Here is a 22,793-nt window from a genome sequence, read left to right on the forward strand (position 1 = left end):
GGCCTGGGAGCAGACGGGGCAGTGGGGTTCGGCGACCGGCTGGAGTGTACGGCCGGCGCAGTCGGAGCACAGGCGGGCGGTGCCGGTGATGCGGTACGCGCACACCGGGCAGTTGGGAAAGCCTGCTGGATTGGGGAGACCGGCCGTCACAGGCCGGCCAGGGCGAGCTGCTGGCGCTGCTGTCCTGCGGCCTGGATGTCCGCTGCCTGGCCGAGGCGGTCGGTGATGTCGCTGGAGGCGGTGACCAGGATCGCCCGGCCCTCGTCCAGCATCTTCTTGGCCCAGGGCTGGGTGTCGGCGAGGGAACGGATCAGGAAAACGAGCTTGCCGTGCTCGGCGGCCAGGCGAGCCTGCATCTTCGCGCCTGACGTGCTCGAGGCCTCGATGACGACGCTGCCCAGCGTGGTGCCGGACGTGACGACGTTGCGTCGGGGGAAGGTGTACTTCGCCGGCGGGCTCGTGGGCCAGAACTGACTCAGCAGCGCTCCCCCAGCGCTGAGGATCGCCTTCGCGAGCGGACGGTTCTCGGCCGGGTAGATCGGGGCGGCGATGCCGGTACCCATGACGGCGAACGTCCGGCCGCCCGCGGTGAGCGTTGCCTGATGGGCGGCAGCGTCGATGCCCTTGGCGAGACCGCTGGCGATCACGACGTCGTGCTCGACGAGCTCGCGGGCCATCCGTGCCGCCCGGCGCAACCCGTCCTCGGATGCCTGGCGGGTGCCGACGATGGCGATGGAGCGGGCGTCGCGCTGATCGAGCTCGCCGCGGTAGAAGAGGAACGGCGGCAGGTTGCCGATCACGCGCAGGTTCGCCGGGTAGTCCTTGTCCAGGACGGTGACCAGGCGCGCGCCAGCCTTGTCGGCGGCGGCGAGCTCGTCGTCGACGCGGGCACGGGCGACGTCCAGGCCGGCGGACAGGGCCTGCTGCAGCAGGGGGCGGTTCTTGGTCGCGGCACGCGAGTCCTCGTGCAGCTGTCCGTCCATGAGCGCGGCCAAGCCCTCGGGGCTCTGGGCGCCGCGGGCGAGCAGGCTCCAGTCGAGAGTGGCATCGCCAGCACGCAGCGCGCACAGGGTCAGCAGATCGTGCTGGTCAGCGGTGATATCAAGGTCCATCAGGGTGTCCTTCTACTCGTGGCCCCGGGATGTTCGAAGGATGAAGCGAGGTACTCGGGCCACTTCCATCATGGCGTACGGAGCCCCCAGACGGACAGGAAGGGGGGCCGTCGAGCCGGTTCCTCAGGCCTGTCGCCGCTGTTCCATACGGGCGAGGGCTTCGGCAAGCTGGGCGGCCCCGCCGGGCGCCGCGACCGGTTCCCAGATGATCCCTACCGCCAGGCAGATGCCGCTGACCAGGCGCTCCGCCTCGCTGGTGTCGTACCACTGCTCGACCTGCCCCGGCAGGGCGATCCACCACAAGGCGGTGGTCGTCGTCTCCCCGGTCGGCACGAGGTACTCGCCGCGCCAGACGAGGGGGTACGCATGCTGCTGGAGGTGGGTGAGCATGTCGGCGAGGTGCCGCTGCCGGGCGATCTTGTAGGCGGTCATGGCAGAGCGGGTGCCAGCAGGAACCGGGCGGGGTGCCGGATGAGCCATCCGGGCAGGGGCCGCCTCAGGAGCGGCCTGGGGTTCGACGGCACCCTCCGCAGCGGCGGCGAAGTGCTCCATAGCCGTCGTCAGGACTGCCGACGGCCCTTCCTCCGCTCCTCCAGGGCCCGTCGTCGTCTGGAAGTGCGTCAGGGGGATGTCGTTGGTGGTGAAGGGATCGATCGTGACGCCGGGGCGCAGCTGGTAGACGGTGTGGCGCGATGGGTACTTTCCGATGGTCAGTGCGATGACCCGTGCTGCTCCGGCCTCGCTGAGGAGGGTGCGGGCCCACTCCAGGGACTTGCCCTCGGTGGTGAAGTCGTCGAAGACGATCACCGTCTTGCCGGCGATCTTCTTCTTGTAGGTTGGGTTGACTCGTACGGTGCGGGCTTGGGCGGCGATGGAGATGTCCCGTCCCGTCGACTGGCCGACGCTCCTCTTGTACCGCTCCAGGCTGGTATCCGGGGCCTGAACGACGCGTTCGAGAAGGTCCTCCTTGTAGGAGGAGCCGGTCATGACCTTGGCGCGCTGCAGGAAACCGTCGAGCTGCGGGTTGCCCTTGGCCGGTGTGCTGCTGGGGTACACGCAGAAGAAGCTCTGACCAGGCAGCGCACCGTCGAGGTAGGCCGCACACAGAAGGTGCAGCATCAGGACATCGCGCGCGTCCTCGTCACCGACCTTGACGGTGTTCTCGTAGGTGAAGATGTCCTTGATCGTGAAGGTCCGGCCGCCGCCGCGGGGGAACCGCGCGTTGAAGGGCAGCATCGAGCGAATCGCGAAGGCGCGGTCCTCGTCATCGAGACGGAACGCCCAGCTCGGCTCGTGCAGCAGGAAGTACTCCAAGAGCTCGATGACGTCGGCGGGCTCATCGGACATCAGCGAGGTGATCTTCGCTCCCAGGCGGCTGGCCCAGCGGGCGTGGATGTGGACGACGCCGGCGTGGATGCCTGTGTACCAGTCGAACTGCGAGGTCCCGATGAGGATGAGCTGGTTCATGCGGAGGCCGAGTCTGTCCGCGACCGCCTCCAGCCAGGCCTTGTTTCCGCGCTTCGCCTTGTCCGGGATGTCGTCGCGGCACAGATGCAGGGCCGGTTCGGGAAGGCCGGCCGCAGCAAGGGCCGACTTGGCGTCCATCGGGTCGTTGGTCAGCAGCACCCACGCCACATCGCGTTGATCGAGCCACCCCAGCAGTTCAGCGATCCCCTCGTGCGCGCGCCCGGGCCCGTGCAGGACTGCCTTGTAGTCGATCGCGACCGCGCGCACCGTGCACTTCTCGTCCATCGGCGCCCCCACTGCTGTGCCCTGATCATGAACTGACCCTCTTGCCATGATCTCAGCCGTTCTGACGGCGCATCTGCAGATTCCGGATCCCCGGCTTCGGATCCGGCGGCAGCCGGCTGGCACAACGCCCATGGTCGTGCGTCTCCGTCGGAGGGCTGATAGCCGCTTTTACCCAGAACGATGACGACGGGTCAGAGGGGTCAGGATTCTGGGGCGTCGTGGGGCTCGGGTCGGTCTGGTGAAGTGAGGTGCTCTACCAGGGCGAGCAGCATCAGCAGGAGGACGGCTCCGAGAAGGATGGCGGCCCATCCCACGGCCCATGGCGTACTGCGGGTGCTGATCACGGTCGGCGTGAGCGCCACCATCAAGGCGACCACGCCGCTTGGAAGGACAAACTGCCGCCTCACGACCGGGTACCCGGGACCGTCGGGTCGGCCTGGTGCCCGTCACGGGCCTGATTGGCCGGGTGGTGAGGGTGGTCGCACCACGGAGCCGCCATGTCGGTGAGCTCCTCAAGGAGCTGCTCAGCTTTGTCGAGGTCATCGGCATGTACGGCCTCGGTGAAGTGTTTCTCCAGATCGTGGGCGGCGCTCCAGTCGGCCTCGTACGCCTCACGGCCGGCGGGGTACTGCTCGCGGCGCCGGTCCTCGAGCCGGTCGACGATGAACTGGTAGACGCGTACGCCGGTCTGCGGATCCAAGGGCATGCGGTGGGTCTTTCGGGCTCGGGACGTCCTGGTCAGGTCGCCGGTCGGGCTATCGCCTGAGTGGTCGTGCGGCGCGGGCGCGCCGTGCGGCGCGGAAGGCCTCGGCAGGATCGTCGCAGGCTCCGGGTGCGGGACGCCACTCGTCGGCGCGCCAGAGGGTGAAGGGGTACCAGCGGCCGTCGGGGCCCGGGCGGATCTGGACTCCGGCGGTCGTGTCGGTGAGCGCACCGCCGTCGACGGTGATGGTCCCGAGGCCGACAGCGCGGGAGGCGTGGACGGTCTCTCGTGCCCGTTCGAGGACGTCGATGGTTGCTGGCGCGGCGGCGAGGGTGGCGTGGGCGCCGGCCGGGCCGCCGTGGCGGTAGCCGATCATCATCGCCCGCAGGGTGGCTTCGGGGATGCCGGTGGTGTGCTGGGCGGCCTGCAGATGGTCTGCGCCGTCGGGGCTGGCGAGGATCCGCATGATGTCGGCCAGCTCGTCGTGGGGCGGAGCGGCGGTGCCGGCCAGGAGGGTCCTAGCGCGGGCGGCGGCATCGGTGGTCATCCACATCAGGTCGTGGGCTCGGGGCCCGGGGAGGGGTGCGTCGCTCCAGGTGAGGGTGCTGACGGCATCGAGGTCGAGGTCCGGCGGGGGTTGTGGGGGGCGGTGGGCGGCCAGCGCGTAGAGCTGGGTGGCGCGCACGGTGCCGTTGGCGTCTGCAGGGAGGGGGCCGGGGTCGGCGCCATCGACGAGGTCGCGTACGTGGGCAGCGAGCGCCCGGGCGGTCATGCCGCGGGCGCCGAGCAGCAGGGACGGGGTAGCGGCGAGGCGTTCGGCGACGGCGTGGCCGAGGGCTGCACTGTGGTCGCAGACGCGGTGGGTCCGGCCGGTGGGGCAGGAACAGGAGAAGGTGATGCCGTCGGCCGGCGGGGCGACGGAGATGCCGCCAGCGTGCCCTGAGTCGGCGATCGTGGCAGGGACCCGGTTGGCGACGAGGTCGGCAACGGCCTGGGGATCGTCGGCGAGCTTGGCCGCCAGCGTGTCCCATTGGGTCGCGGTCAGCTCGGGGACGTGGATCGCGGCCTGGTGGGTGGCCTTCTTCGCGGCGACGGGGGCGCTGATTCTGCCCGGCTGAGTCTGGATCTGGGCGACGGCCCCTTTGCGCGCAAGGTTGAGGCCCTTGCCGTAGGAACCGGAGCCGTTGGTGGCGAGGTGAAAGGCCTGCTTCCACGCGCCAGCCAGCGGCGCGAGAGATCGGGCGGTGCCAGTCATCGGGTTCCCAGGGTGACGAGGGCGGTCAGCTCGGTGTCGTCGAGTTCGGTGAAGGCGCCTTCGCCGGAGGCGAGAACGGCGTCGGTCAGGGCCCGCTTGCGGGCGAGCAGTTCGTTGATGTGATCCTCGACGGTGCCCTCGGTGATCAGGTGGTGGACCTGGACGGTGCGGTGCTGTCCGATGCGGTGGGCGCGGTCGGTGGCCTGATCCTCCACGGCGGGGTTCCAGGGCCGGTCGTAGTGGATGACGTGCTCGGCCCGGGTGAGGGTCAGTCCGGTGCCGGCCGCCTTGACGGACAGGATGAACACCGGGGCTGGGTCGGGGTCGTGCTGGAAGGCGTCGACGAGCTCCTGGCGGCGGGCCGGCGGGGTGCCGCCGTGGAGGAAGCGGACGGAGCGGCCGCGGACGCGCAGGTGGTGCTCGAGGATGCGACCCATCTGGACATAGCCGGTGAAGACGAGCGCGGCTTCGCCCCGGTCGGCGAGGGTCGCCGTGAGCTCGTCCAGGGCTGCGAGCTTGCCCGAGCGCCGGGCGAGGCCTGCCGGCTCGGCGTCGTCCAGGGACTCCTTCAGGTAGAGGGTGGGGGTGTTGCAGATCTGGCGCAGGGCCTGGAGCAACTTCAGGACCAGGCCGCGGCGTTCGATCCCGCTACTGGTGGTGATCTTGTCCATGGTGTCGCGGACGATCGCCTCGTACAGGCCGGTCTGCTCGTCGGTGAGCGCGACGATGCGGTGATGGTGGACCTTGCCGGGCAGCTCGGGGGCGATGCCGGGGTCAGTCTTTCGTCGGCGCAGCATGAACGGGGCGACAAGCCGGGCAAGCCCCGCGGCGGCGGGCGCGTTGGGGTCTTTCTCGACGGCGCCGTAGCGGGCGCGAAAGGCGGAACGGGTGCCGAACAGGCCGGGGTTGGTCCAGTCGAGGATGGCCCACAGTTCCGTCAGGTTGTTCTCGACGGGGGTGCCGGTGACCGCGAGCCGGGCCCGGGCGGGGACGTCGCGTAGTGCCTTGGCTGTGGCGGAGGCCGGGTTCTTGATGTGCTGGGCCTCGTCGGCCACGACCATGCCCCACTGGGTGGCGGTGAGGGCGGGGTCGCGGCGCAGGGTGCCGTAGGTGGTGATGACGACCGTGGTGTGGTCGAGCGCATCGGTGTCGAGGGTGCGGCCGGTGCCGTGGTACCGGAGGACAGCGGTGTCCGGGGCGAAGCGGGCGATCTCGCGCTGCCAGTTCGTGATGAGGGAGGCCGGGCAGACCACGAGGGTCGGGCCGGCGGCTTCGCCAGCCGTTTCGGCGCGGTAGAGGTGCAAAGCGATGGTCGTCAGCGTCTTGCCCAGGCCCATGTCGTCGGCGAGGAGCGCTCCGAAGCCCAGGTCGAAGGTGTGCGCGAGCCAGGTCAGGGCCCGCTGCTGGTAGTGACGAAGGCTCGCGTGCAAGCCGGTCGGCGGTGGCACGGGCCGGGGGTCGTCGGGGGCCTGGCGCAGGGCGTCGACGAGGGTGGCCAGCGTGCCAGCGGCCCGGACGTCGAGGGTCTCGCCTTCGTGCGTGAGGGTGCCGGACAGGGCGGCGGCGAGCGCGTCGAGCGAGGGCAGCGGCGCGAGGTCGCGATGGCGGGCGCGGCGGGCGGTGTCGGGGTCGATGAGCAGCCAGCGCCCGCGCATGCGGATCAGCGGCCACGCGGCGTCGGCGAGGGCGGTCATCTCGTCCTCGGTCAGCGGTTCGCCGTCGATGCTGATGTGCCAGCGGCAGTCCACCAGGCGGTCCAGGGCCAGGAAGCCGCTGCCGGCGGTGAACTCGTCGGCGGCGTCCTGGCGGCGGCCGATGACCGCGGTGGCGGTGAGCGCGCCGAGGAGCGCGGGCGGCCACTGGACGGTGATGCCGGCCGTGGCGAGCGGGGCGGCGGCGTGGTCGTGGAGGCGGGCCAAATCCTCGGCGGACAGGGTGAGGCGGCGGGGGCGTTCCTGTCCGGCGAGGTCGCCGAGCGGCGGGAAGTGGCGGGCGCCGCGGCGCAGCGCGCGGCGTACGCCGGGCAGTACGGCGGGCGTCAGGGCGGGGTGGGTGGGGTGGCCGTCCCCGATGCTGCTCGCCGACACGGGGTCGTCCTGGTCGTCGGCGGCCAGGTGCAGGACAGCTTGGGCGGTGGGGGCGTGCTCGCCTGCCTCGGGCTCCTTGATGCGCAGCGTGAGGCGGGGAGCGGGGCAGGGGTCGGCGGCGTCCTCGATGGCGTCGGCCCAGGCCCACAGCTCTGCGCTGGGCTCGGTGTCGGGGGCCGGGGTGCTGGTGAACGGGCCGGGTCCCAGGAGGCAAGCGGTCCCTGGGGTTCGGATCATCGCGTCGGCGACGGCGTCGAGCAGGGGCCAGAGGGCGGTCTCGGGTGCCGGGACGCGCAGGGGGCTGTGGCCGGCGAGGAGGCAGTGTCCCTCGGGGGCCATCCGGGCGGCGGCCGCGGTGACGGCGGTGCGCAGCGGTTCGGTGATCGGGCCGATGCGCCAGCAGCCCTGGCCGTCGGCGGTCAGGGCGGGGTAGACGCGCTGCTGGGCCACGCATTCCACGGCCAGGCGAAGGCCTGCTCGCCATCCGGTGACGGAGGGGTGTTCGCCTGCTCGGGGGGTGAGCAGTGTGGGCAGGGCGAGGCCGACGGGGACGGCGAGGCCGGTGACGGTGGCTCGGCGGGGCATGATGCCGCCGGCTCCGGCGAGGACGAGGTCGCGGGTGACCGGCTGAAGCGGCGGAGGCACATGGCCGGGGGCAGGCAGGGGTGTGCCGTCGGGCTGGAACAGCATCCATGCGGTCCGGCCGGGGTGGCGTGAGGGCAGCAGGGCCAGGGCGGCGCCGTCGGCGAGGGCCTGTTCGAGACGGCGGTGGGCGGCGAACAGGTCGGCGGGGCCGGCGGGGAGGGCGTGCGGCGGCTCCTGGTTCTCTGTCGGCGCGGTGGGTACGGGGAGCGCGGGTTGGGCGGACGCCGCCGCCGGTTCGGTCACGGCCGGGGGCTCGGCGTCGGCGCCGAGAGCGGTCTGCAGGGCCTCGAGGAGCCGGTCGGCTGCTTCGGCCCGGGCCTGCCGCTTGGTGGGGCCGGTTCCTTCACCGGTGAGCTGCCGGCCACGGTGGACGGCGGTGACCGTGGCCGTGAAGCCGGTGGGCGCCGGTGTGGGGGGCCGGTAGTCGGGCCGGGTGATGTGGCCGGCCTGGTGGAACTCGTTCAAGGCCGACACGGGGTTAACTTCGACTGCTGGAGCGGGCACCTGGGGCTGGGCGGCGGGCGTGTCCCAGGTCCAGTCGAGTACCGCGCGATCGGCGAGGGGGTCCGGCAGCCCGGCGAGCGCGGCAATGAGGGTGGTCATGGCCTGCTGCCGCGCCGCCTTACGGGTGCGGGCCCGCTGGGCGCTGCCGGTGATGTCACGGCCAGCTGGGGCGAAGGTGGCCTGTGCGACGAAGAACGGCTGGCCATCATCCCCCTGTCCCTCCCGGACGGTCGCGGAGGGGGTGCGCAGCAGTTGGGCGTGCATGGAGATGATGCTCGGCGCCAGGGCCGGGCTGGCGGCGACGGCGGTGATGGCAGCGTGCTGTACGGGCGGCCAGACGTCTGTTCCGGCCGTGTCGAGCAGCACGGTCCGCAGGGCGGCGACGTCGAGGTCGCCCCCGGCGATCCGGCGGGTGGCTTCGGACGCGACCGCAGCAGCGGATGTGCCCTGGGCGACGACGCGTTGAAGCGTATTGCGGAAGGCGTCCGCGTCCATCAGGGCCAAGGGCGTGCTCTCGACCGAGGCGTCGTCGGCGTCGGCGCGGGAGGGAGGGATCTGAACTCGGGTTGTACGGGCGGCCAGCGCTGCGGGACTGATGGGCTGCAGGCGGTCGATGGACAAAGACACTCCCCCAGTAGCCGGACGCCGTCGAGACCACCCCCATTGTGACCTGCGTGCGCGTGAGATCGGCGCCGTACACACAGACAGAGTTGTTGCATATTCGCATTTCAGTATGTAGATTGGTCATGTCGCCGGGTCAGACCGGCCCTCTTCCTCTCCCTTGATCGCATTCGCTGCGGCCGCCTTCTTGCGCGGCCGGGACGAAAGGTGGCTCCTCCATGCCCCAAGACCTCCAGCCCCTCCCCGCTGCGCACCCGTCGCACGACCTGGCCTCCGACATGGTCGCCTCCGTCCTGGCCGACATCGAATCCCGGCTCGGTGAACAACAGGGCTGGGACCTTCCTCCCCGCCTGTTCATGCTCCGTCTGCGGCCCCCGCGCGTGGAGGTGGAGTTCATCCCGGAGGTCGTGTGGAACCCGGTGGGGATCAACCCCGCCGACGCCTTGCGGCACCACGCTGAGGCACTGCCGCCCGTTCCGTCCCTCCTGGTCCCCGGCGAGGTGCATGAGGACTCCATCTTCGCTGTTGGGTTCATGTTCGAGGGGTGGAACAAGCCGAAGAACGTCCAACTCCCGCCGGAACTGCGCATGCTGCGGGACAGCGGTGAACGGGTGAACCATCTCCTGCCCGGCCGCCAGGAAGTCCGGATCGTCCACGCCGTCGACCTCAACCAGCGCGCCTTCCACATCGTGCGGGCCCGTGGCGGGCAGCCCCACTTGTCGGTCGCCGGACGAGAGGGCGCACCGGAGCTGGAGGGAACCATCCCCGTCGCCCTGGGCCGATTCGTGCACGCCCTCAACAGCGGCCCCGGCCAGCAGACCGAACTCCCGGCGCCCGGCGCCCAGATGTGAGGACCGACATGATCACGGACCCCATGCTGTTCCGCTTCACGGCGAGCGGGCCCACGCCCGAAGCGGCCTTCACCGCGTTCGCCGCCCAGGACGCCGAACAGCCGCACGATCCGTTCCGGCCCCGCGCGGACCTGTCGAAGGTGACCGAGGTGAAGGTCGTCGACGGCCGAGACCGGCTGCGCGCCGACGGCTGCTTCGACGGCCAAGACGGCGCGCCGCTGTGCGAGGACGACGCCGACTGGCTCGCCGACCGCCTGATCGAGGATTTCGACCCGATCGTCAGATCCGGCGCCGCCGCACTGCTGCTGCGCACGCCGGGAGACGAACCGACCTGGTGCTTCTTCGGGTGGAGCACCCGGGGCGAGTAGCCCCCTCCCCGCTCCGGCCGGTGCCCGCCGAACCCACTCCGCCCGGTCCGGTGCCGTCGTACTTGCGCGATGACACCGGACCGGCACGCAGCAGCAGGCCAGAACCCACCCAAACGCCCTCCGACTTCGAGGACCCCGATGCCCGCCCCGGACACCCGGCTCCGCGCCCAGCACCTCACCGACCGCCTCCCGCCTCTGCCCCCGGCCATGGGAGGCAACGCAGGCCGAGAACGCGCCCGTCACGCCTTCATCACCCGCACCCTCACCACACTGCGTACGGACCGGAGCATCACCGGTGACCGCGCGGAGGACTGGCGCCGGGTGGCCTCAGAGCTCGCCATGCTCGGGCAGATGGCAGCCCCCGGGGACAATTTTCAGGTGGCCGTCCTCGAACTGGAGGCGCTCGCCAGGCAGACCGCCGGTCTTGAACCGGCGCTCGCAGGTCTTCCCTCCGGCACCGGCCCTCAGGGAGGAGACCTGATCTTCCCCTGGCAGGCCCACGAGGACGACTGGATCTCGGTGCCGGGCGGCCCGGCGGGGCCCTTCGTGTCGACGGCGATGGCGATGCCGAACCAGGCGGGTATCGCCCTGACCGTGGTCATGGTCAGCCAGCGCCACCGGTACCACGCTGGTTCGTCGCACGCCGATGTCCACATCAAGGACGGAACGCGCGTCGAGCGTCTCGACGCAGAAGTGGAGCGGGCCCGGGCCCGGGAGCAGTGGAACGAGGACCACTCTGCTTGGCACAACCGGTGATCGTGGTGGGGCACCTGGACGGATCAGCCGAGCGGCGAAAGGCGACGTGGCCCGGGCCATGCGGTCACCGCGCGACGTCGTCCGCGTCCTCCATGGCGGGGGGCTCCTGCCAGGTCAGGGTGTCCAGTGGCCGCGGCAGGTTTCGGGCCGCGCCGGGCACGGCTCTCGTCACCGCGGACGCCTCGTCGCTGAAGAGGGCGACGGGGGCGCCCGGCGTACAGCTGGGCACCGGTACTGCCGGGCTTGAGGTCTTCGTGGTGGTCATCTGGTCCCCCTGATTCGTCCCGGGCCGGGCCCGGCTGGACGCCGGCGCGCAGGCCGGCTGCGAAAGCGTATACAGATTCCGAACTGCGGCCCGAGGAGATTTCCTTCGGGCCGCATTCCCATGTCAGCCTGCCCCGCTCCCGACCGGCCACCCGCCCGCTGCTCCTGACACGCCCGCCCGTGCTCACGTCTGCCGACGCGACGCGGCGAGCACCGCCTCCGGCCCGAACCGTTACCGCTCGTCCGCCGCTTCACGCTCACCCCCCGGGTACCACCGGAGCGGTTGCAGTGGGCGGCTCGGCTCGTACACCCAGCGGGTGGGCCCGGCCGGCGCTGGGCCGCAGGCGGGCTCGGCGACCTTGCTGACGACGGGGGCCATCTCGTCCATGAACGGCGTGGCTGGCTTGGGCAGCACCATGACGACGTCCACCGCTGGTCCTCGCTCACGGACCGCGTGCGCCAGGTGGTGGAGCTCGTCGTGGCCGGGGTAGCGGTCCCGGATCTGGTGCTCGTCCACGAGCACGGTCACACGGTCGTCGGAGGTGTCCGCGAACGGTCCGAACTTCTGACCGGCGGCCTCCGGGCCGAGTTCGCGGCATTCGACGGTGTGCAGGGCGCGCCTGAGCACGGCCGTGTACTGGTCGGCGTCGGCGTCACCCGACAGCGGCGCCTTCCCGCGTCCGATGACCCCTACGAACGCTGTCGGGTCCGCCAGTTGATCGCTCATCGTGCGGTTGCTCCTTCTTCCGAGGTCGGCGGGGTTCAGGCCCGGTCGAGGTGGTGTTCGTACCAGGCGGTCAGCTGGGCAGGGTCCTGTGGGATGGACCGGACCAGGCGGAGGAGCCGTTCGCCGACGGGGCGGATCTCGGTGCGGGCCAGGGCGGACAGGTCGGTGGTGCGCAGGGCTGCGAAGCCGGCGAGGTGCCGTTCTTCGAAGGTGCGCGCGCCGGGGAGATTGTCGGCGGCGGCGAGGTAGCGGGTGACGAACGGGTCGAGCGCCGCGCGGTGGGCAGCGAGGTGGCGGAGATAGTCAGGGCTGTCGACGGTGGCGGTGTTGGCGGCTTCGCCGTGGTGAGGTGAGGGCAGCGCGCACCAGTCGCTGATGAGAGCGGTGAGGGTGGCCGGGCCGTCGGGCGGGGGGTCGCTTCGCCAGTGGCCGTCGGCTACTCCCTGGGTGGAGCACACGCGCTCGTGGAGGCGGCCGAGGACGCTGGCGAAGGTGAAGAACCCCAGAACGTAGTCGGCTCCGGCGATGACGGACCGGATCGTCGGATCGGCCGACACCGCCGCGGGCAGCAGGAGGCGCTGCTTGCGGTGTTCGCGCTGGAAGGGCAGGCAGACGGCGGCTTCGATCGCGGCGTGTTCGGCGAGCAGGACGGCGGCGCTCTGCGAGGGCGCGGCCTCCCCTTCCCATTCCACGGTGTCGTCCTCGTCGGCGAGGTCGCTCAGCCCCAGTGCGTCCAGGCTGACGCGGTAGACGCCGGTGGTGGTGGCGGTCAGGGTCAGGATGCCGTCGTGGTCGGGCAGCGGCTGGGCGTGCTGAAGCGTGCCGTCGGTCCTGTCGCGGGTCCAGTCCGGCCGGTTGGCGGGGCGGGTCGCGACGGCGAGTGCCCAGTCGAGCAGGTGGACGAGTTCCTCCCGGCCGGCGCCGGCGAGGTCGGTGTGGGAGGTGTCCAAGGGCCGGCTGGAGAAGTGCTGGCCGAGGCGCTGGACGGCTTCCTCGGGGAGGTCGGTGACGGCCTCGGCGCCGGGCGGGAGGCAGGGGTCGCTTCCGTGGACCGTGCCTTCGGGGTACCTGCGGCAGCTGCCTGCCCAGCCGCCGGCGGCGTACACGCTGGCGTGGGCGGGGTCGGCGAGAACGCGGGTGGCGACGTCGAGAGCGTGCCCGGCGGCCTGGACCAGAACAGGCTCCGTACTGAGGCCGGCGATGAGGCAGAGGGCGCGGGCAGCGGGGTGATCGGCGGTGCCGGACGGGGCGCGGGCGGGTTCGATCTCGGTAAGCAGGTCGAGGACAGCTGCGCGTGGGTCGGCAGGGCCCGGAGCGGGGATCGGTCCGGCGGGCCACAGGGCCAGGGGGACGGACCGGGAGGTCCACAGCGGCAGGACGGTGGGGGTGGCCTCACATGCCTCGATCAGGTGGAGGCCGCCGTGGTGGCGGGTGGTGAACAGGTGGACGTGACCGCTGATACGGGTGAGGGCGTCGAGGAGCCGGATCCGGCGCAAGGTGGCGCACAGGTGGTCGGCGAGGCCCGCGAGTTCGGCGTCCTGGGCGGCTGCGTACTCGGGTTCGCCGCGGAACTGGGGGATCCAGTGCGGCATCAGGCTGCTCTGGTCGGCGGACCGGCGGCCGAGCGCGGCACGCCAGTCGGTCTCGCTGATGCCGGCGAGGAGCAGCCTCATCCCGGGCAGCGTCAGGGCAATCCCCTCTCGCAGGCCGGCCCAGCGCAGGCCTGCGACGCCTGTCCCGCCCGGCCGGTGGGCGAGGGCGTCGATCCACCGGTCCATCTGGGCGGGCGCGATCCGCACCACCAGTTCGTCGGTGCGGGGGGTGAGGCTGCGGATGCCGAACGGGCCGCCGGTGAAGGTGGGGCGGTGCCGGCCGTAGGCGGTGATCAGCGCATGGAAGATCCGTGCCTCGCCTCGGGCCTGTTCGGGCGCTGGCGTCGGGATGAGGTGCTCGACGTCCGGGAGCTCGTCTCGGGCGGTCTCTTCCGTTTCGCCCGTGGCCATCTGGCGCAGGGCGACCGGGGGGACGGCCGTGTCGGTCGGGCGAAGGCCCTGCTGTCGCCGGGGCTCTTTCGTGGTGAGGGTGTTGGTCTGGGTCACGTGCTGCTCCCGCTGTGAGGTCCGCTGTCACCTGGTACAGGTGTGCGGACGGCGCGCGGTGTGACAGTCAGAGCGGACGAGTTTCCGGGATCGTTCGGACGCCGGGCGAAGGCTCCCCAGGGTCACCGAGGTTGCGGACGCCGGAGTGTGCCAGCGAGCCTTGATCGCGCATGCGGATCGGACGAGTGTCGGATGTCAGTGCAGGGCGGCGTCGAAGGCCGTGCGGTTGGCCAAGGTGTAGGCGTGCTCCCGTTCGGACCACCGGATGCGCTCGGCGATCTCGTGGTCGTCAGCGACGTGCGGAGACGGGCGCATGAGGTGGTGGCGCCACCACCGGGCATTGCGCATCTGGCGGTCGAGCGCGGCATCGATGAGACGTGAGCGGGAGGCGTCATCGAGCCCGTACGCGCCAGCGAGGATTCGTACCTGTGCGGCCTGGCTGGCGGCGGCTGGAGCGTCAGGCTTGGAGGAAATGCACCAGGTCCATGCCATGTAACCGAGGTCTTCCATCGGATCACCGGGGGCGGCGGTGTCGAAGTCGATGAAGGCGAACGGGACGTCGTCTGCGAAGACCGTGTTGTTCGGCCCCGGGTCGTGGTGGCAGACAACGGGGTGCCGACCGGCCAGGCGGCTCGCACTGGTGGCGTCGTGGAAAGCGCGGAGCAGGGAGCCGGCGGCAGCCACCTGAGGGTCGGTCCAGCGCTGGAAGCGGGCGGGCACCCAGCCAGGAAGGTAGCTGAGGATCTCGCGGTGGGCCTCGTCGAACCCCAGATGACGCGGAGCGCCAGTGAAGCCCTGCCGTCGAAGGTCATCGAGCAATTCGGCGACGAAGGCGGACGACGCGGTGACTGGCCGCCGGACGGTATCGCCGATCCTGACCACCCCTGTAGTGATGCGTCCACCGGACAAGGGCACCTCGTTCTCCATGGCTACATCCTGCACGCGCGAGCCATCGGTCACAGCCAGTTATCGAGGAAAGGACCCCTGTTTGGGAGGGCGTTTCACGCGTCGGCTTCTGCCTCCTCGTCCGCACTGGTTTCGTCCTCGATCAGCCCGTACGGCGGACGGTCCTCGTTGCGGCTGTAGCGCACCACCACGCTGCCTTCCACCAGCGGTGGCGGGCTGTTGTCGGCGACGATGAGCTGTGCTCGGCTACCGCGCTCTGCGAGCCAGAGGGAGAGGTGGTGGTAGAAGTCGTCGATGGCGACGGCGTCCGCGATCACGGCATCGAGGGTGCCGCCGTGGCCGAGGTTTTTCTGGGGGCTGTCGATCATGAGGAATCCCGGGTGTGCGGCCCCTGCTTCGACGGCGATTTCGAATACGGCCAGCTGCCAGGCGAGGGTGAGCAGGGTGCGGGCGCCGGAGGAGGCTTCCTGGTACGGCTCACCGCGCACGAAGGGGGTGAGGTCGGTCTTGATGAAGGGCGTACTGACCTTGGGGTAGCGCCAGGCTCGCAGGAGCTCGCCGTATCGGCCGCTGATCTTGGCGATGACCCGATCGCGGTCGTGGGAGGCGTCTCCGAGTCGTGCGAGTTCCTCGCGGAGACGGGCGATCTGGGCTTCGTGGCGTTCCACGGCGTCGGCCCGTTTGGCAAGTCCTTCGCGGAGTTTGACCGCGCTCTCGGCCTGTTCGAGTTGGCGCAGGACCTGTTCGCGCCTTCGGTGGAGGTCGTCGCGGGCTGCAAGGAACGGTGAGACTGAGGGCGACGTCGCGGCGTCCAGCGCGGCAGCGGCTTCCTCTTCCCGGACGGCCGCCTCTTCCGCCCGGAGTTTGAGTGTGACGAGCGAGGCGCCGAGCTCGTCGATGTAGGTGGTGATCTCCTTGAGGCGGGCCTTGGTGGACCGGGTCTCGGCTGCGACGTCCACCCGGTTGTCTCCGGCCTGGCTGCCGGTGTCGGCAGCACCCAGGACCAACGTCCCTTCCGCTGCTGTCAGTTCGTGGCGGCAGAGGCTGCAGCGTCCGTTGTCGGCGGTGGGGGGAGCCGACAGCCGGTTCAGGCAGGCGGGGCAGGTGGTGACGCTCAGGGGGTCGAAGATCTGCTGTGCCTCGCCGAGCATGCCGAGCTTGAGGAGATCGTCGGCGTACTGTGCGCGGAGAGGCATCAGGCGTTGGAGCTGTGTTTCACAGTCCCGCAGGACCGCTGCCGCCCGGTGAGAAGCCTGGGCCGCCTCTTTGTGCTGGTGGCGCAGCTCGGCCGCGAATTCCGTTCCCGCCTGCGCCCGGCGGTCCAACTCCGTGAGCTGGCTCGTGATGTCAGCCAGCTCCTGTTCGTGGACGGCAGGTGTGGGTTCACCGTCCAGTGCGGTGGGAGCCTGCTCCACGACGAAGGTACGGGCTGCTGCGAGTTCGGCTTTGGCGCGGTTGAGCCGGCCGCCGAGTTCCTGGATGCGCTGGCCGAGTTCGACGGCGCGGTCGTCATGGACCCCGAAGGCGACGTCGACGACCTGCCGCAGTTTGTGCTTGCGCATGTAGTCGTTCTCGAACAGGAAGTTCTTGTCCGCGACGCGTTCGTTGGGCAGGAAGGCGAGCCACATCAAGTCGCGGAAGCTGAGCGGGTCCGTGCGGGATTCGCTGTTGGTGGGCGCTTCGCGTAGCTGGACGCCTTCGAGCTTGCAGTGACTCAGGAGGAGGGAGGACAGGCTCTCCGGTGCCCCGGGCGGGTCGATGGGCCTGCTCTCGGCCCTGGAGGTGGGCTTGCTGTCGAGCGTTCCGCGGCGTACGAAGGCGACCTTCGAGGGCTCTCCGACCGACCGCTCGATCACGTGCGGCTCGCCGGAGAGCTCGACCTCTAGGAGGCATGAACGGACCCTTCGCAGCACCTCCTGGTGGCGGGGGTGCCGTTTCGCGCCGAGCCCGTAGGCGATGAATTCCAGGACCGCTGTTTTGCCGGAGCTGAATGCCCCGGCGATGACGGAGAGGTTCCGTACCCGTTGTTCGGCGGTGAAATCGACGTCGTAGGACCGCTCCATGCCGACCAGGCGCAGACGGCGGATCCGGATGCCGGGAAGCGGCTCCATGGTGATCATCCCTCCCAGGACGTTTCCAGCAACGGGCCTGGCCCCAGGACGCTCATGAGGGCAGCTGCGGGTCCGTCGGGTCCGTCCGGCCTGAGCCACTGTGCGGTCTGCTCGCGCAGCCTTTTGTCGCTGAGTTTGCGGAGCTGGCGGACGACGATGTCGGCGGCGGTAGCAAAGGAGGTGGCGTAGGTGGCGGTGAACTGCCCGCCGAGGTGCTGACCGGCCTCTGTGATCGAGTAGGTGAGGGAGCCGTTGCGATTTCGGACCTGGCAGCACCCATAGGCCACCAGGAGCGCCAAGTCGTGCTGGATCCGTTCTCGCCGGCTCGTGAATCGCTGTGAAGAGGACGCGTAGGCAAGGACCTGCGGGTCGAATCCGGCCAGCCGGAGGAGGCTCGCGTCCCGGCCCTCGGAGGGAACTACGAGGAAGGGGTTCGCGGACAGGAAGTCGTAGTACCCGATGCGTTCCAGGGTCGCCCCGTTTGCGTCCTGCGCGGCGACGGCGTCAAGGAGCAGCAGCAGTTGAGCGAGACGGAAAGGTACCTCGTCCTCGGGCATCACAACCGGCCGGTCTGCTTGCACGGCATGCTCCTCATCAGTGGTCGAGCGGTACGGACAGACGCGAAACCTCAGTCGTCGGCATGACCGCTCGCGATCTGCCGCCAGTGTGCGACCCACCCTGCCCGACGGTTGTCGACCAGCCGGTGGACCAGACCCCAGCTGTGCGTCACCTCCAGACGCAGCACTTTGGGCAGTTTGTCGTGCTCGCCGCGCACCTCGCGCCATACCCGGCCGTGCAGAGCAGCGAGGGTGCCCTCGGCCGAGCACTCGTTGAACTGCATCTCCCACACCCCGTGAAGGGTGGCGTCAGCAGAGCTCAGTGCGGCAACCTCAGCTGGCACGCCCTTGTGCGCGACTTCGCGCGCCACCAGGTCGGCGTTGAAGAACTGCCGTTTCGCCGAGTCCAGTTCGACGTGGCCGGCCTCGGTCATCTGGCGCACGAATAGAGCCGAGTCGAGCGCCGCCGCCTTGTCCTCCTCCACGTCCAGCACGAGGCGTATCTGCTCCTGGGTGGGGGCGGCGGGCGCCGTGAAGGGTTCGTAATAGGCACGGCGTACCTGGTCACCTTCGGGGCTCAGCAGCTTCTTCATGAGCGTGGTCTCGTCCCACAGTTCGATGACGAGGCCATGCGCCTTCTCCTGCCGCTTCTTCCAGCCATCCCACCATTGGGCTGCCGGCCCGTCCATGCTGGAGGGGATGCACAGGATCCAGAGCGTGATGGTGTGACCGTTGGCCGCTGCGGCTTTCAGCCCGTTCGCGAGGGACTCGCGAATCTGCTGCGACTGGCTGGTTGTGGTCTTCGGCATGAAGTACTTGGACTGCCAGACCGTGATGGCACCGCCGAGGTCACCGGCGAAAGCGTCGATTCCCCAGTCGCCCGGATTCGCGGCGATCATCCGGACGTTCGGATTGGTCGCACTGGCGAGCTGCGCGAGCATCTTCTCGAAGTCGGCCCGTGCCCCGTCCGCGCTTCCGGTCCTCAGTTCGTGCACTCCGAAATGGATGGGCGGAACACCAGCTGCCACCGGCATGGAGTTGTCCAACCTGCACCCCCGCATCCCGCAGGCAACCCGAGCGAACCGCGTTCAGCGGACTGTTCACTCTGCGCCACACACAGTAACGGCCGTCAGCGTACGTGTTACGGAATCATGCGATCAAGGTGCTTGCGGTCGGCAGTATCCCGGCAGTGGCACGGTGGATGGGGCTGGCGCTCAGAGACAGCGGCAGTCCACTGGGTCCAATCGCCTTGGCGCCGGAAGGCGATCACGTACCGTGGCGCGGACCCAGGTGTCGGCCCGCGACAGCGCGGTCACCGCCGGGACAGGTGGAGCAGGGCCGAGCGGCCTGTGGTCGTACAAGGGGAGGAAGCGGTGACGGAGTCCGCGGACAGCGCGACGCGCCCGGTCCTTGACCCGGATGCGGAGCTCTCGGACGCCACTCGGAAGGTCCTGCGGCAGGCTCTTGAGGACCCTGGCCGGTACGTGGGCCGCCCGGCCAACCCGCTGTGGGCGGCCGTCCCCCTTCTTGCGCGCGGCGGAGCGGGAGTCGCGGTTGCCGGTGTGGTGTGGTGGTGGACCGGTGGCCTTGAGATCGTGGATCCCGCCGCCGACTCCTCCAGCCTCGTCGGCACGCTGGACCGGAAGCTGCAGGAGGCCGTCGACATGGCGCACACGCTGCTGTCCGTGTGGCCGCTGGCCGCCGGCGTCGTGGCCGTGCTCTGCGCCGGTCTGATCGCCGATCGGGCGCTCTACAACGGGCAGCTGCGCCGGCTCGCCGCCGTCCAGCAGCACCTCGTTCATCCGAGGAACCTGACCGCTGAGGCCCAGGAACTTCTGGCACGTGCGCGGCAGGCGATGACGGCCGTGCTCGACTCCAGGGTGCACCGCGAGAGGTGGCTCGACGCCCAGCGCAACGAGGCGGCATTCCCCCGTCAGGAGTGGGCGATCGCCCAAGACCTGCGGAACTACAGCCGCGTGGCCCGCAAGGGTCACAGGGCGCCGCAGGAGACGGACAACGCCGCGGTGGCCGAGCTGCTCGCCTCTCGCCGGCGTGTGCTCGCGACGAGCCTGCACGGCATCGAGCGGCGGGTGGCGGCGCTGGAGGCCTACGCCTCGCAGGTCGCCGAGGCCGACGCCCGCTACGCCGAGGTACGGGAGATCGAGCGGCTGGACGCGGGCAGCGACGAACTCCTCGACCTTCTTGCCCGCACCACGGTCGACGACCTGGCGGTCGCCGAGATCGAGGCGCTGACCGACGAGGCCGCCGTAGTCGCCTCGACGTTCACCAAGGCGCTGGAGTCCGCCAAGCTGGCCGCCGCGGCGGCCCTCCCCCTCCAGGGCGCCGCATAGCCCGCCCCATCACCGCCCCGACCCGCCGAGGTTGGCTTGCTCCCCGGCCCGGCTGGGCCGCTAGAACAGGGTCAGCGGCTCGGGAGGGGCCGGCGTGGGCTGGTGTTCTCGGATCGCGTCCCGAAGCTGGGCGGCCGTGACGCGGGCTGCGTCGAACGTCTCGGTCCAGCCGTTGGGCATCTGGACGGCGGTGAGGAAGACGCCGTGCCCGGCGGCGCGCAGGCGCCGCAGGATCGTCTGCTCCACGGCCAGGGCGTCGTCGCCGGTGGGCACGTGGTGTTCGTAGAACAGGGTCCATCCGAGGCGGCGGTGCTGGGCGATGCGGTCGTTGCGCTGAAGGGCGCCGGCGACGCCGATCTTGACCGCACCGTGCTGTGCGTGGGTGACGACGTAGACGCGGGCGGGCGCGGCGCGGTCGAAGCCGAAGCGGGCGCAGTACTTGCATCTGCGGCCGCTGCGGATCTTGGCCAGGGTGGGGGGCGAGGTGCGGCCGCAGGTGGTGCAGCGGCAGCGCCAGGGCGTCATGGTCGTGGTGTAGGGCTCCAGGGGCTCGAGGCCGGCCTCTCGCATGGAGGCGGCGGCGCGCTCGGGGTCTTCCCGTCGGGCGGCGCCGGCGCGGAGGTCGGCGCAGCGCCGGCATCCGCTCTGGCCGGCGAGGATGGATCCGAAGGTCGGCGAGGTGATGGTGCCGCAGCCGTGGCACAGGCACCGCCAGGGGTACTTGACCCCGCGGTACGGTTCCTGGGGTTCGAATCCGTGTTCGCGCATCTCGGCGACGGCCAGGTCCTCGTCGTGGCGCTGCGCCTCACCGTTGGCCCGGTCGGCGCACCGCTTGCAGGCCGGACGCCGGCTCTGGCCGGTCAGGGAACCCAGGCGAGGGGAGACGATGGACCCGCACTTGGTGCAGCGGCTCTTCCACGGGAACGCGGTCCCGGGGTACGGCTCCAGCGGCTCCAGGCCCGCTTCCCGCATCACCGCGGCCGCGGTCTCGGCGTCGTGGCGCATCGACTCGTTGGCCTTGCGCCGGCCACAGGGGTAACAGCCGCCCTGTCCCTGCCGGATGGAGCCCAGCGTGGGTGCCCCGGGCGCTCCGCACGTCCGGCAGCGGACGGGCCACGGCGTGTCCACTCCCGGGTACGGGCCGAGGGGTTCCAGGCCCGCGGCCCGCATGTCGGCCGCGGCGACGTCCGGGTCGACCGGCGCGTTCGGCGCGCACCACCGGCAGGGCCCGGCACCCGAGTTGATCCGGACGTAGGTGGGCGTGACCTCGCGCCCGCAGGCGACGTGGCGGCACCGCCACTTCCGGTCGCTGCCGGGATAGGGCTCCAGGGGCTCCAGGCCGGCCGCCCGCATGACGCCGGCTGCGGCCTCGGGGTCGAGCCGGGCCCGCCCGGAGCAGTAGACGCAGCCGCGCTGTCCCTTGGTGACGTTGCTCAGGCGGGGGGTGACCTCCCGCCCGCACGCCGTATGGCGGCACCGCCAGGGGGCGGAGCTGCCGGGGTAGGGCTCCAGCGGTTCCAGGCCCGCTGCCCGCATGATCTCTTCCGGCTCGTGGGGGTCCTTCCGCGGTCGGCCGATGCGCGCCATGGGTCCAACTCCCCGCTCGTGAAGGGTGAGCGGGGTCGTGCCTCGCTGTGCGGCGCAGCATAAGGGCGACCACTGACATCGACGCCGGTGATCGCTTGGGGGAGCCGGTGCCCGCCTCCGCCCGGCGGTCCGGAGTTCAGTCCGCAGGTTCGGGTGCGAGGGGCGGGGATGCATCCTCACCGGTGCCATTCGCTCCGGTCAGGTCCTCGCAGATCCGGGAGTGCAGGGCGATGGCGGCGGCATCGAGCCGCTCCCACTGCTCGCTCGTCCGGTCGGGCAGCAGTGCACCGAGTGGTGCAGCGCGAAGGCCACGACTGCTGGCGCCGCGTGACCGAGAAGGTTGTCGATGCCGGCGCTGTGGGCATCGTCGAGAAGGTCGCGGCCCCCGGACAGTCAGTAGGCCAGGCCGTACTTGTAGCCCGCTTCTTTGGTGAGGGTGGTGTTCGCGAGGGGGCGGACGCCGGTGGTGCAGTCGGCGGTGGCCAGGAGCTGGTCGATCACGGCGCAGGGAATCGTCTCGCCGCTGAAGGTCGTGGCGTCGGTCATGTGCGGGTAACGGCGGACCGGGGCCCGGTGACACGCCTGGCCCCGGCGATTCCGCTCCGGGCCCGCGGCCGGGAGTTCGGGCGGAATCGTCCGCCAGCTGTCGGGATCGGACCGGTCACGAGTGCGGGAGTCACGGTCGGGGCGCGGCGTCAGACGAAGGAGTCTTCCGCCGCGCCGATGACGGCTACGGACGCTGGGCGAGCATCGGGGTGACGTGGCTGGAGTGCTGGATGTAGGCGGCGAGGTCGGGACCCAGCAGGCCGGTGACCGTCAGCAGGTCCTTCATCCGCACGTCGACGGGGACAGTCAGCAGCGGTTCCCAGTGGGCGGCCCGGTTGCGCAGCTCGTGCAGGTCGCCGATGAGCTGGTCGACCGTCGCGCGGTTGGTGCCGGGCGGGAACGCGAAGTGGAGGTGGGGCACCCACAGCGTCTTCTCGTGGGCGGAGGTGGACAGGTACCGCCACACTCCCAGCGACAGATCGGCGATGACCTTTCCCGGCGGGGCCGTGCGACCGTAGCGCTTGCGGGCGCTGTCGATGGCGCTGCGGGTCTTGTCGTTGATGTCGACCTGCCGCGGGCCGCGCCGGCCGCCCTTCTTGACACGGATCAGCGGGGCCCGAAGCGGGCTGGCCGGGTCGTCGAGCCAGTGCGTCGCACCAGTCCAGGTTGCGTCCAGCGCTCCGGCGTACGCGTTACGCAGAGCGATCTCGAAGTGGCTCAGGTCGCGCAGGACCGCGCAGGTCAGGGCCGTGTTCCACTCGTACAGCGCCAGGGCGCGGACGGGGTCGCCGCCGGCTGCGCTCAGGTAGATGCTGTGCCGGGCGGGGCTGAGCCAGTTCTCCACCCACGGCCCCGGCGCGGGGGCCGGGGATGCGTGCGTCACGGTTCCTCCTGCTGAGAAGTCGGGTATAGTCATGGGTGACAAGCCCCGGTGGACCGCTGATCTTCGTGATCATGTCGCCGGGGCTAAGACGTTTCCGGGCCCGGTACG

19 protein-coding genes are annotated in these 22,793 nt (G+C 70.8%); 4 read left to right on the forward strand and 15 right to left on the reverse strand.

The window, feature by feature from the left end; genetic code table 11:
* Nucleotides 1-146: 146 nt before the first annotated feature.
* The 5 genes from AB0C59_RS16440 to AB0C59_RS16460 all read right to left on the reverse strand — a co-directional run bounded on the left by AB0C59_RS16440 (nucleotide 147) and on the right by AB0C59_RS16460 (nucleotide 8,679).
* Nucleotides 147-1,112 carry a DNA-processing protein DprA gene (locus AB0C59_RS16440; RefSeq protein ID WP_363004974.1) on the reverse strand — a complete coding sequence of 322 codons (966 nt, stop codon included), beginning with the start codon at nucleotides 1,110-1,112 and terminating at the stop codon, nucleotides 147-149.
* 123 nt (nucleotides 1,113-1,235) lie between these two features.
* Entirely contained in the window at nucleotides 1,236-2,864 is a 1,629-nt protein-coding gene (locus AB0C59_RS16445; RefSeq protein ID WP_363004976.1) for a hypothetical protein, read from the reverse strand.
* 403 nt (nucleotides 2,865-3,267) lie between these two features.
* Nucleotides 3,268-3,570, reverse strand: coding sequence for a hypothetical protein (locus tag AB0C59_RS16450; RefSeq protein WP_363004978.1), 303 nt, complete (start codon nucleotides 3,568-3,570; stop codon nucleotides 3,268-3,270).
* Between the two features lie 49 nt (nucleotides 3,571-3,619).
* Complete coding sequence (locus tag AB0C59_RS16455; protein ID WP_363004980.1) at nucleotides 3,620-4,822, reverse strand: hypothetical protein; 1,203 nt, start codon at nucleotides 4,820-4,822, stop codon at nucleotides 3,620-3,622.
* A complete protein-coding gene (locus tag AB0C59_RS16460) occupies nucleotides 4,819-8,679 on the reverse strand; it encodes an SNF2-related protein (protein WP_363004982.1) in 3,861 nt (1,286 codons plus the stop codon). The genes AB0C59_RS16455 and AB0C59_RS16460 overlap by 4 nt, the downstream gene beginning before the upstream one ends.
* A 218-nt stretch (nucleotides 8,680-8,897) precedes the next feature.
* On the opposite strand from AB0C59_RS16460, the gene AB0C59_RS16465 reads away from it, so the two are divergent.
* The 3 genes from AB0C59_RS16465 (at nucleotide 8,898) to AB0C59_RS16475 (ending at nucleotide 10,654) form a co-directional block, all read left to right on the forward strand.
* Complete coding sequence (locus tag AB0C59_RS16465; RefSeq protein ID WP_363004984.1) at nucleotides 8,898-9,530, forward strand: hypothetical protein; 633 nt, start codon at nucleotides 8,898-8,900, stop codon at nucleotides 9,528-9,530.
* An 8-nt stretch (nucleotides 9,531-9,538) separates the two neighbouring features.
* Nucleotides 9,539-9,898: a hypothetical protein gene (locus tag AB0C59_RS16470; protein ID WP_363004986.1), complete on the forward strand. Its 360-nt coding sequence runs from the start codon at nucleotides 9,539-9,541 to the stop codon at nucleotides 9,896-9,898.
* A 138-nt stretch (nucleotides 9,899-10,036) separates the two neighbouring features.
* Nucleotides 10,037-10,654: a hypothetical protein gene (locus tag AB0C59_RS16475; protein WP_363004988.1), complete on the forward strand. Its 618-nt coding sequence runs from the start codon at nucleotides 10,037-10,039 to the stop codon at nucleotides 10,652-10,654.
* 64 nt (nucleotides 10,655-10,718) lie between these two features.
* Here the strand turns inward: AB0C59_RS16475 and AB0C59_RS16480 are convergent, their stop codons facing one another.
* The 7 genes from AB0C59_RS16480 to AB0C59_RS16510 all read right to left on the reverse strand — a co-directional run bounded on the left by AB0C59_RS16480 (nucleotide 10,719) and on the right by AB0C59_RS16510 (nucleotide 18,352).
* A complete protein-coding gene (locus AB0C59_RS16480; protein WP_363004990.1) occupies nucleotides 10,719-10,919 on the reverse strand; it encodes a hypothetical protein in 201 nt (66 codons plus the stop codon).
* 231 nt (nucleotides 10,920-11,150) lie between these two features.
* Nucleotides 11,151-11,645: a hypothetical protein gene (locus tag AB0C59_RS16485; RefSeq protein ID WP_363004992.1), complete on the reverse strand. Its 495-nt coding sequence runs from the start codon at nucleotides 11,643-11,645 to the stop codon at nucleotides 11,151-11,153.
* Between the two features lie 35 nt (nucleotides 11,646-11,680).
* Entirely contained in the window at nucleotides 11,681-13,744 is a 2,064-nt protein-coding gene (locus AB0C59_RS16490; RefSeq protein WP_363004994.1) for a hypothetical protein, read from the reverse strand.
* A 195-nt stretch (nucleotides 13,745-13,939) separates the two neighbouring features.
* Nucleotides 13,940-14,671, reverse strand: coding sequence for a phosphotransferase (locus tag AB0C59_RS16495; RefSeq protein WP_363004996.1), 732 nt, complete (start codon nucleotides 14,669-14,671; stop codon nucleotides 13,940-13,942).
* Nucleotides 14,672-14,745: 74 nt separating this feature from the next.
* Nucleotides 14,746-16,761, reverse strand: a complete 2,016-nt coding sequence (locus AB0C59_RS16500) for a DNA recombination protein RecN (RefSeq protein ID WP_363004998.1) — start codon at nucleotides 16,759-16,761, stop codon at nucleotides 14,746-14,748.
* A gap of 5 nt (nucleotides 16,762-16,766) precedes the next feature.
* Nucleotides 16,767-17,342 carry an ABC-three component system middle component 2 gene (locus tag AB0C59_RS16505; RefSeq protein ID WP_363005000.1) on the reverse strand — a complete coding sequence of 192 codons (576 nt, stop codon included), beginning with the start codon at nucleotides 17,340-17,342 and terminating at the stop codon, nucleotides 16,767-16,769.
* Between the two features lie 47 nt (nucleotides 17,343-17,389).
* The gene (locus tag AB0C59_RS16510) at nucleotides 17,390-18,352 is read right to left on the reverse strand and encodes a serine/threonine protein kinase (RefSeq protein ID WP_363005002.1); all 963 of its coding nucleotides are present in this window, start codon (nucleotides 18,350-18,352) and stop codon (nucleotides 17,390-17,392) included.
* 339 nt (nucleotides 18,353-18,691) lie between these two features.
* Between AB0C59_RS16510 and AB0C59_RS16515 the strand changes: the two genes are divergently transcribed.
* Complete coding sequence (locus AB0C59_RS16515; RefSeq protein WP_363005004.1) at nucleotides 18,692-19,669, forward strand: hypothetical protein; 978 nt, start codon at nucleotides 18,692-18,694, stop codon at nucleotides 19,667-19,669.
* A 60-nt stretch (nucleotides 19,670-19,729) separates the two neighbouring features.
* Here AB0C59_RS16515 and AB0C59_RS16520 read toward each other — a convergent pair whose 3' ends face one another.
* The 3 genes from AB0C59_RS16520 to AB0C59_RS16530 all read right to left on the reverse strand — a co-directional run bounded on the left by AB0C59_RS16520 (nucleotide 19,730) and on the right by AB0C59_RS16530 (nucleotide 22,685).
* Nucleotides 19,730-21,256, reverse strand: coding sequence for a hypothetical protein (locus tag AB0C59_RS16520; RefSeq protein WP_363005006.1), 1,527 nt, complete (start codon nucleotides 21,254-21,256; stop codon nucleotides 19,730-19,732).
* A 393-nt stretch (nucleotides 21,257-21,649) separates the two neighbouring features.
* Nucleotides 21,650-21,802, reverse strand: coding sequence for a hypothetical protein (locus AB0C59_RS16525; RefSeq protein WP_363005008.1), 153 nt, complete (start codon nucleotides 21,800-21,802; stop codon nucleotides 21,650-21,652).
* Nucleotides 21,803-21,986: 184 nt separating this feature from the next.
* Complete coding sequence (locus AB0C59_RS16530) at nucleotides 21,987-22,685, reverse strand: hypothetical protein (protein WP_363005010.1); 699 nt, start codon at nucleotides 22,683-22,685, stop codon at nucleotides 21,987-21,989.
* Between the last annotated feature and the right edge of the window lie 108 nt (nucleotides 22,686-22,793).

Origin of the sequence: Streptomyces sp. NPDC048664 (genome assembly GCF_040650555.1) — a bacterium.
Lineage (GTDB): Bacteria > Actinomycetota > Actinomycetes > Streptomycetales > Streptomycetaceae > Streptomyces.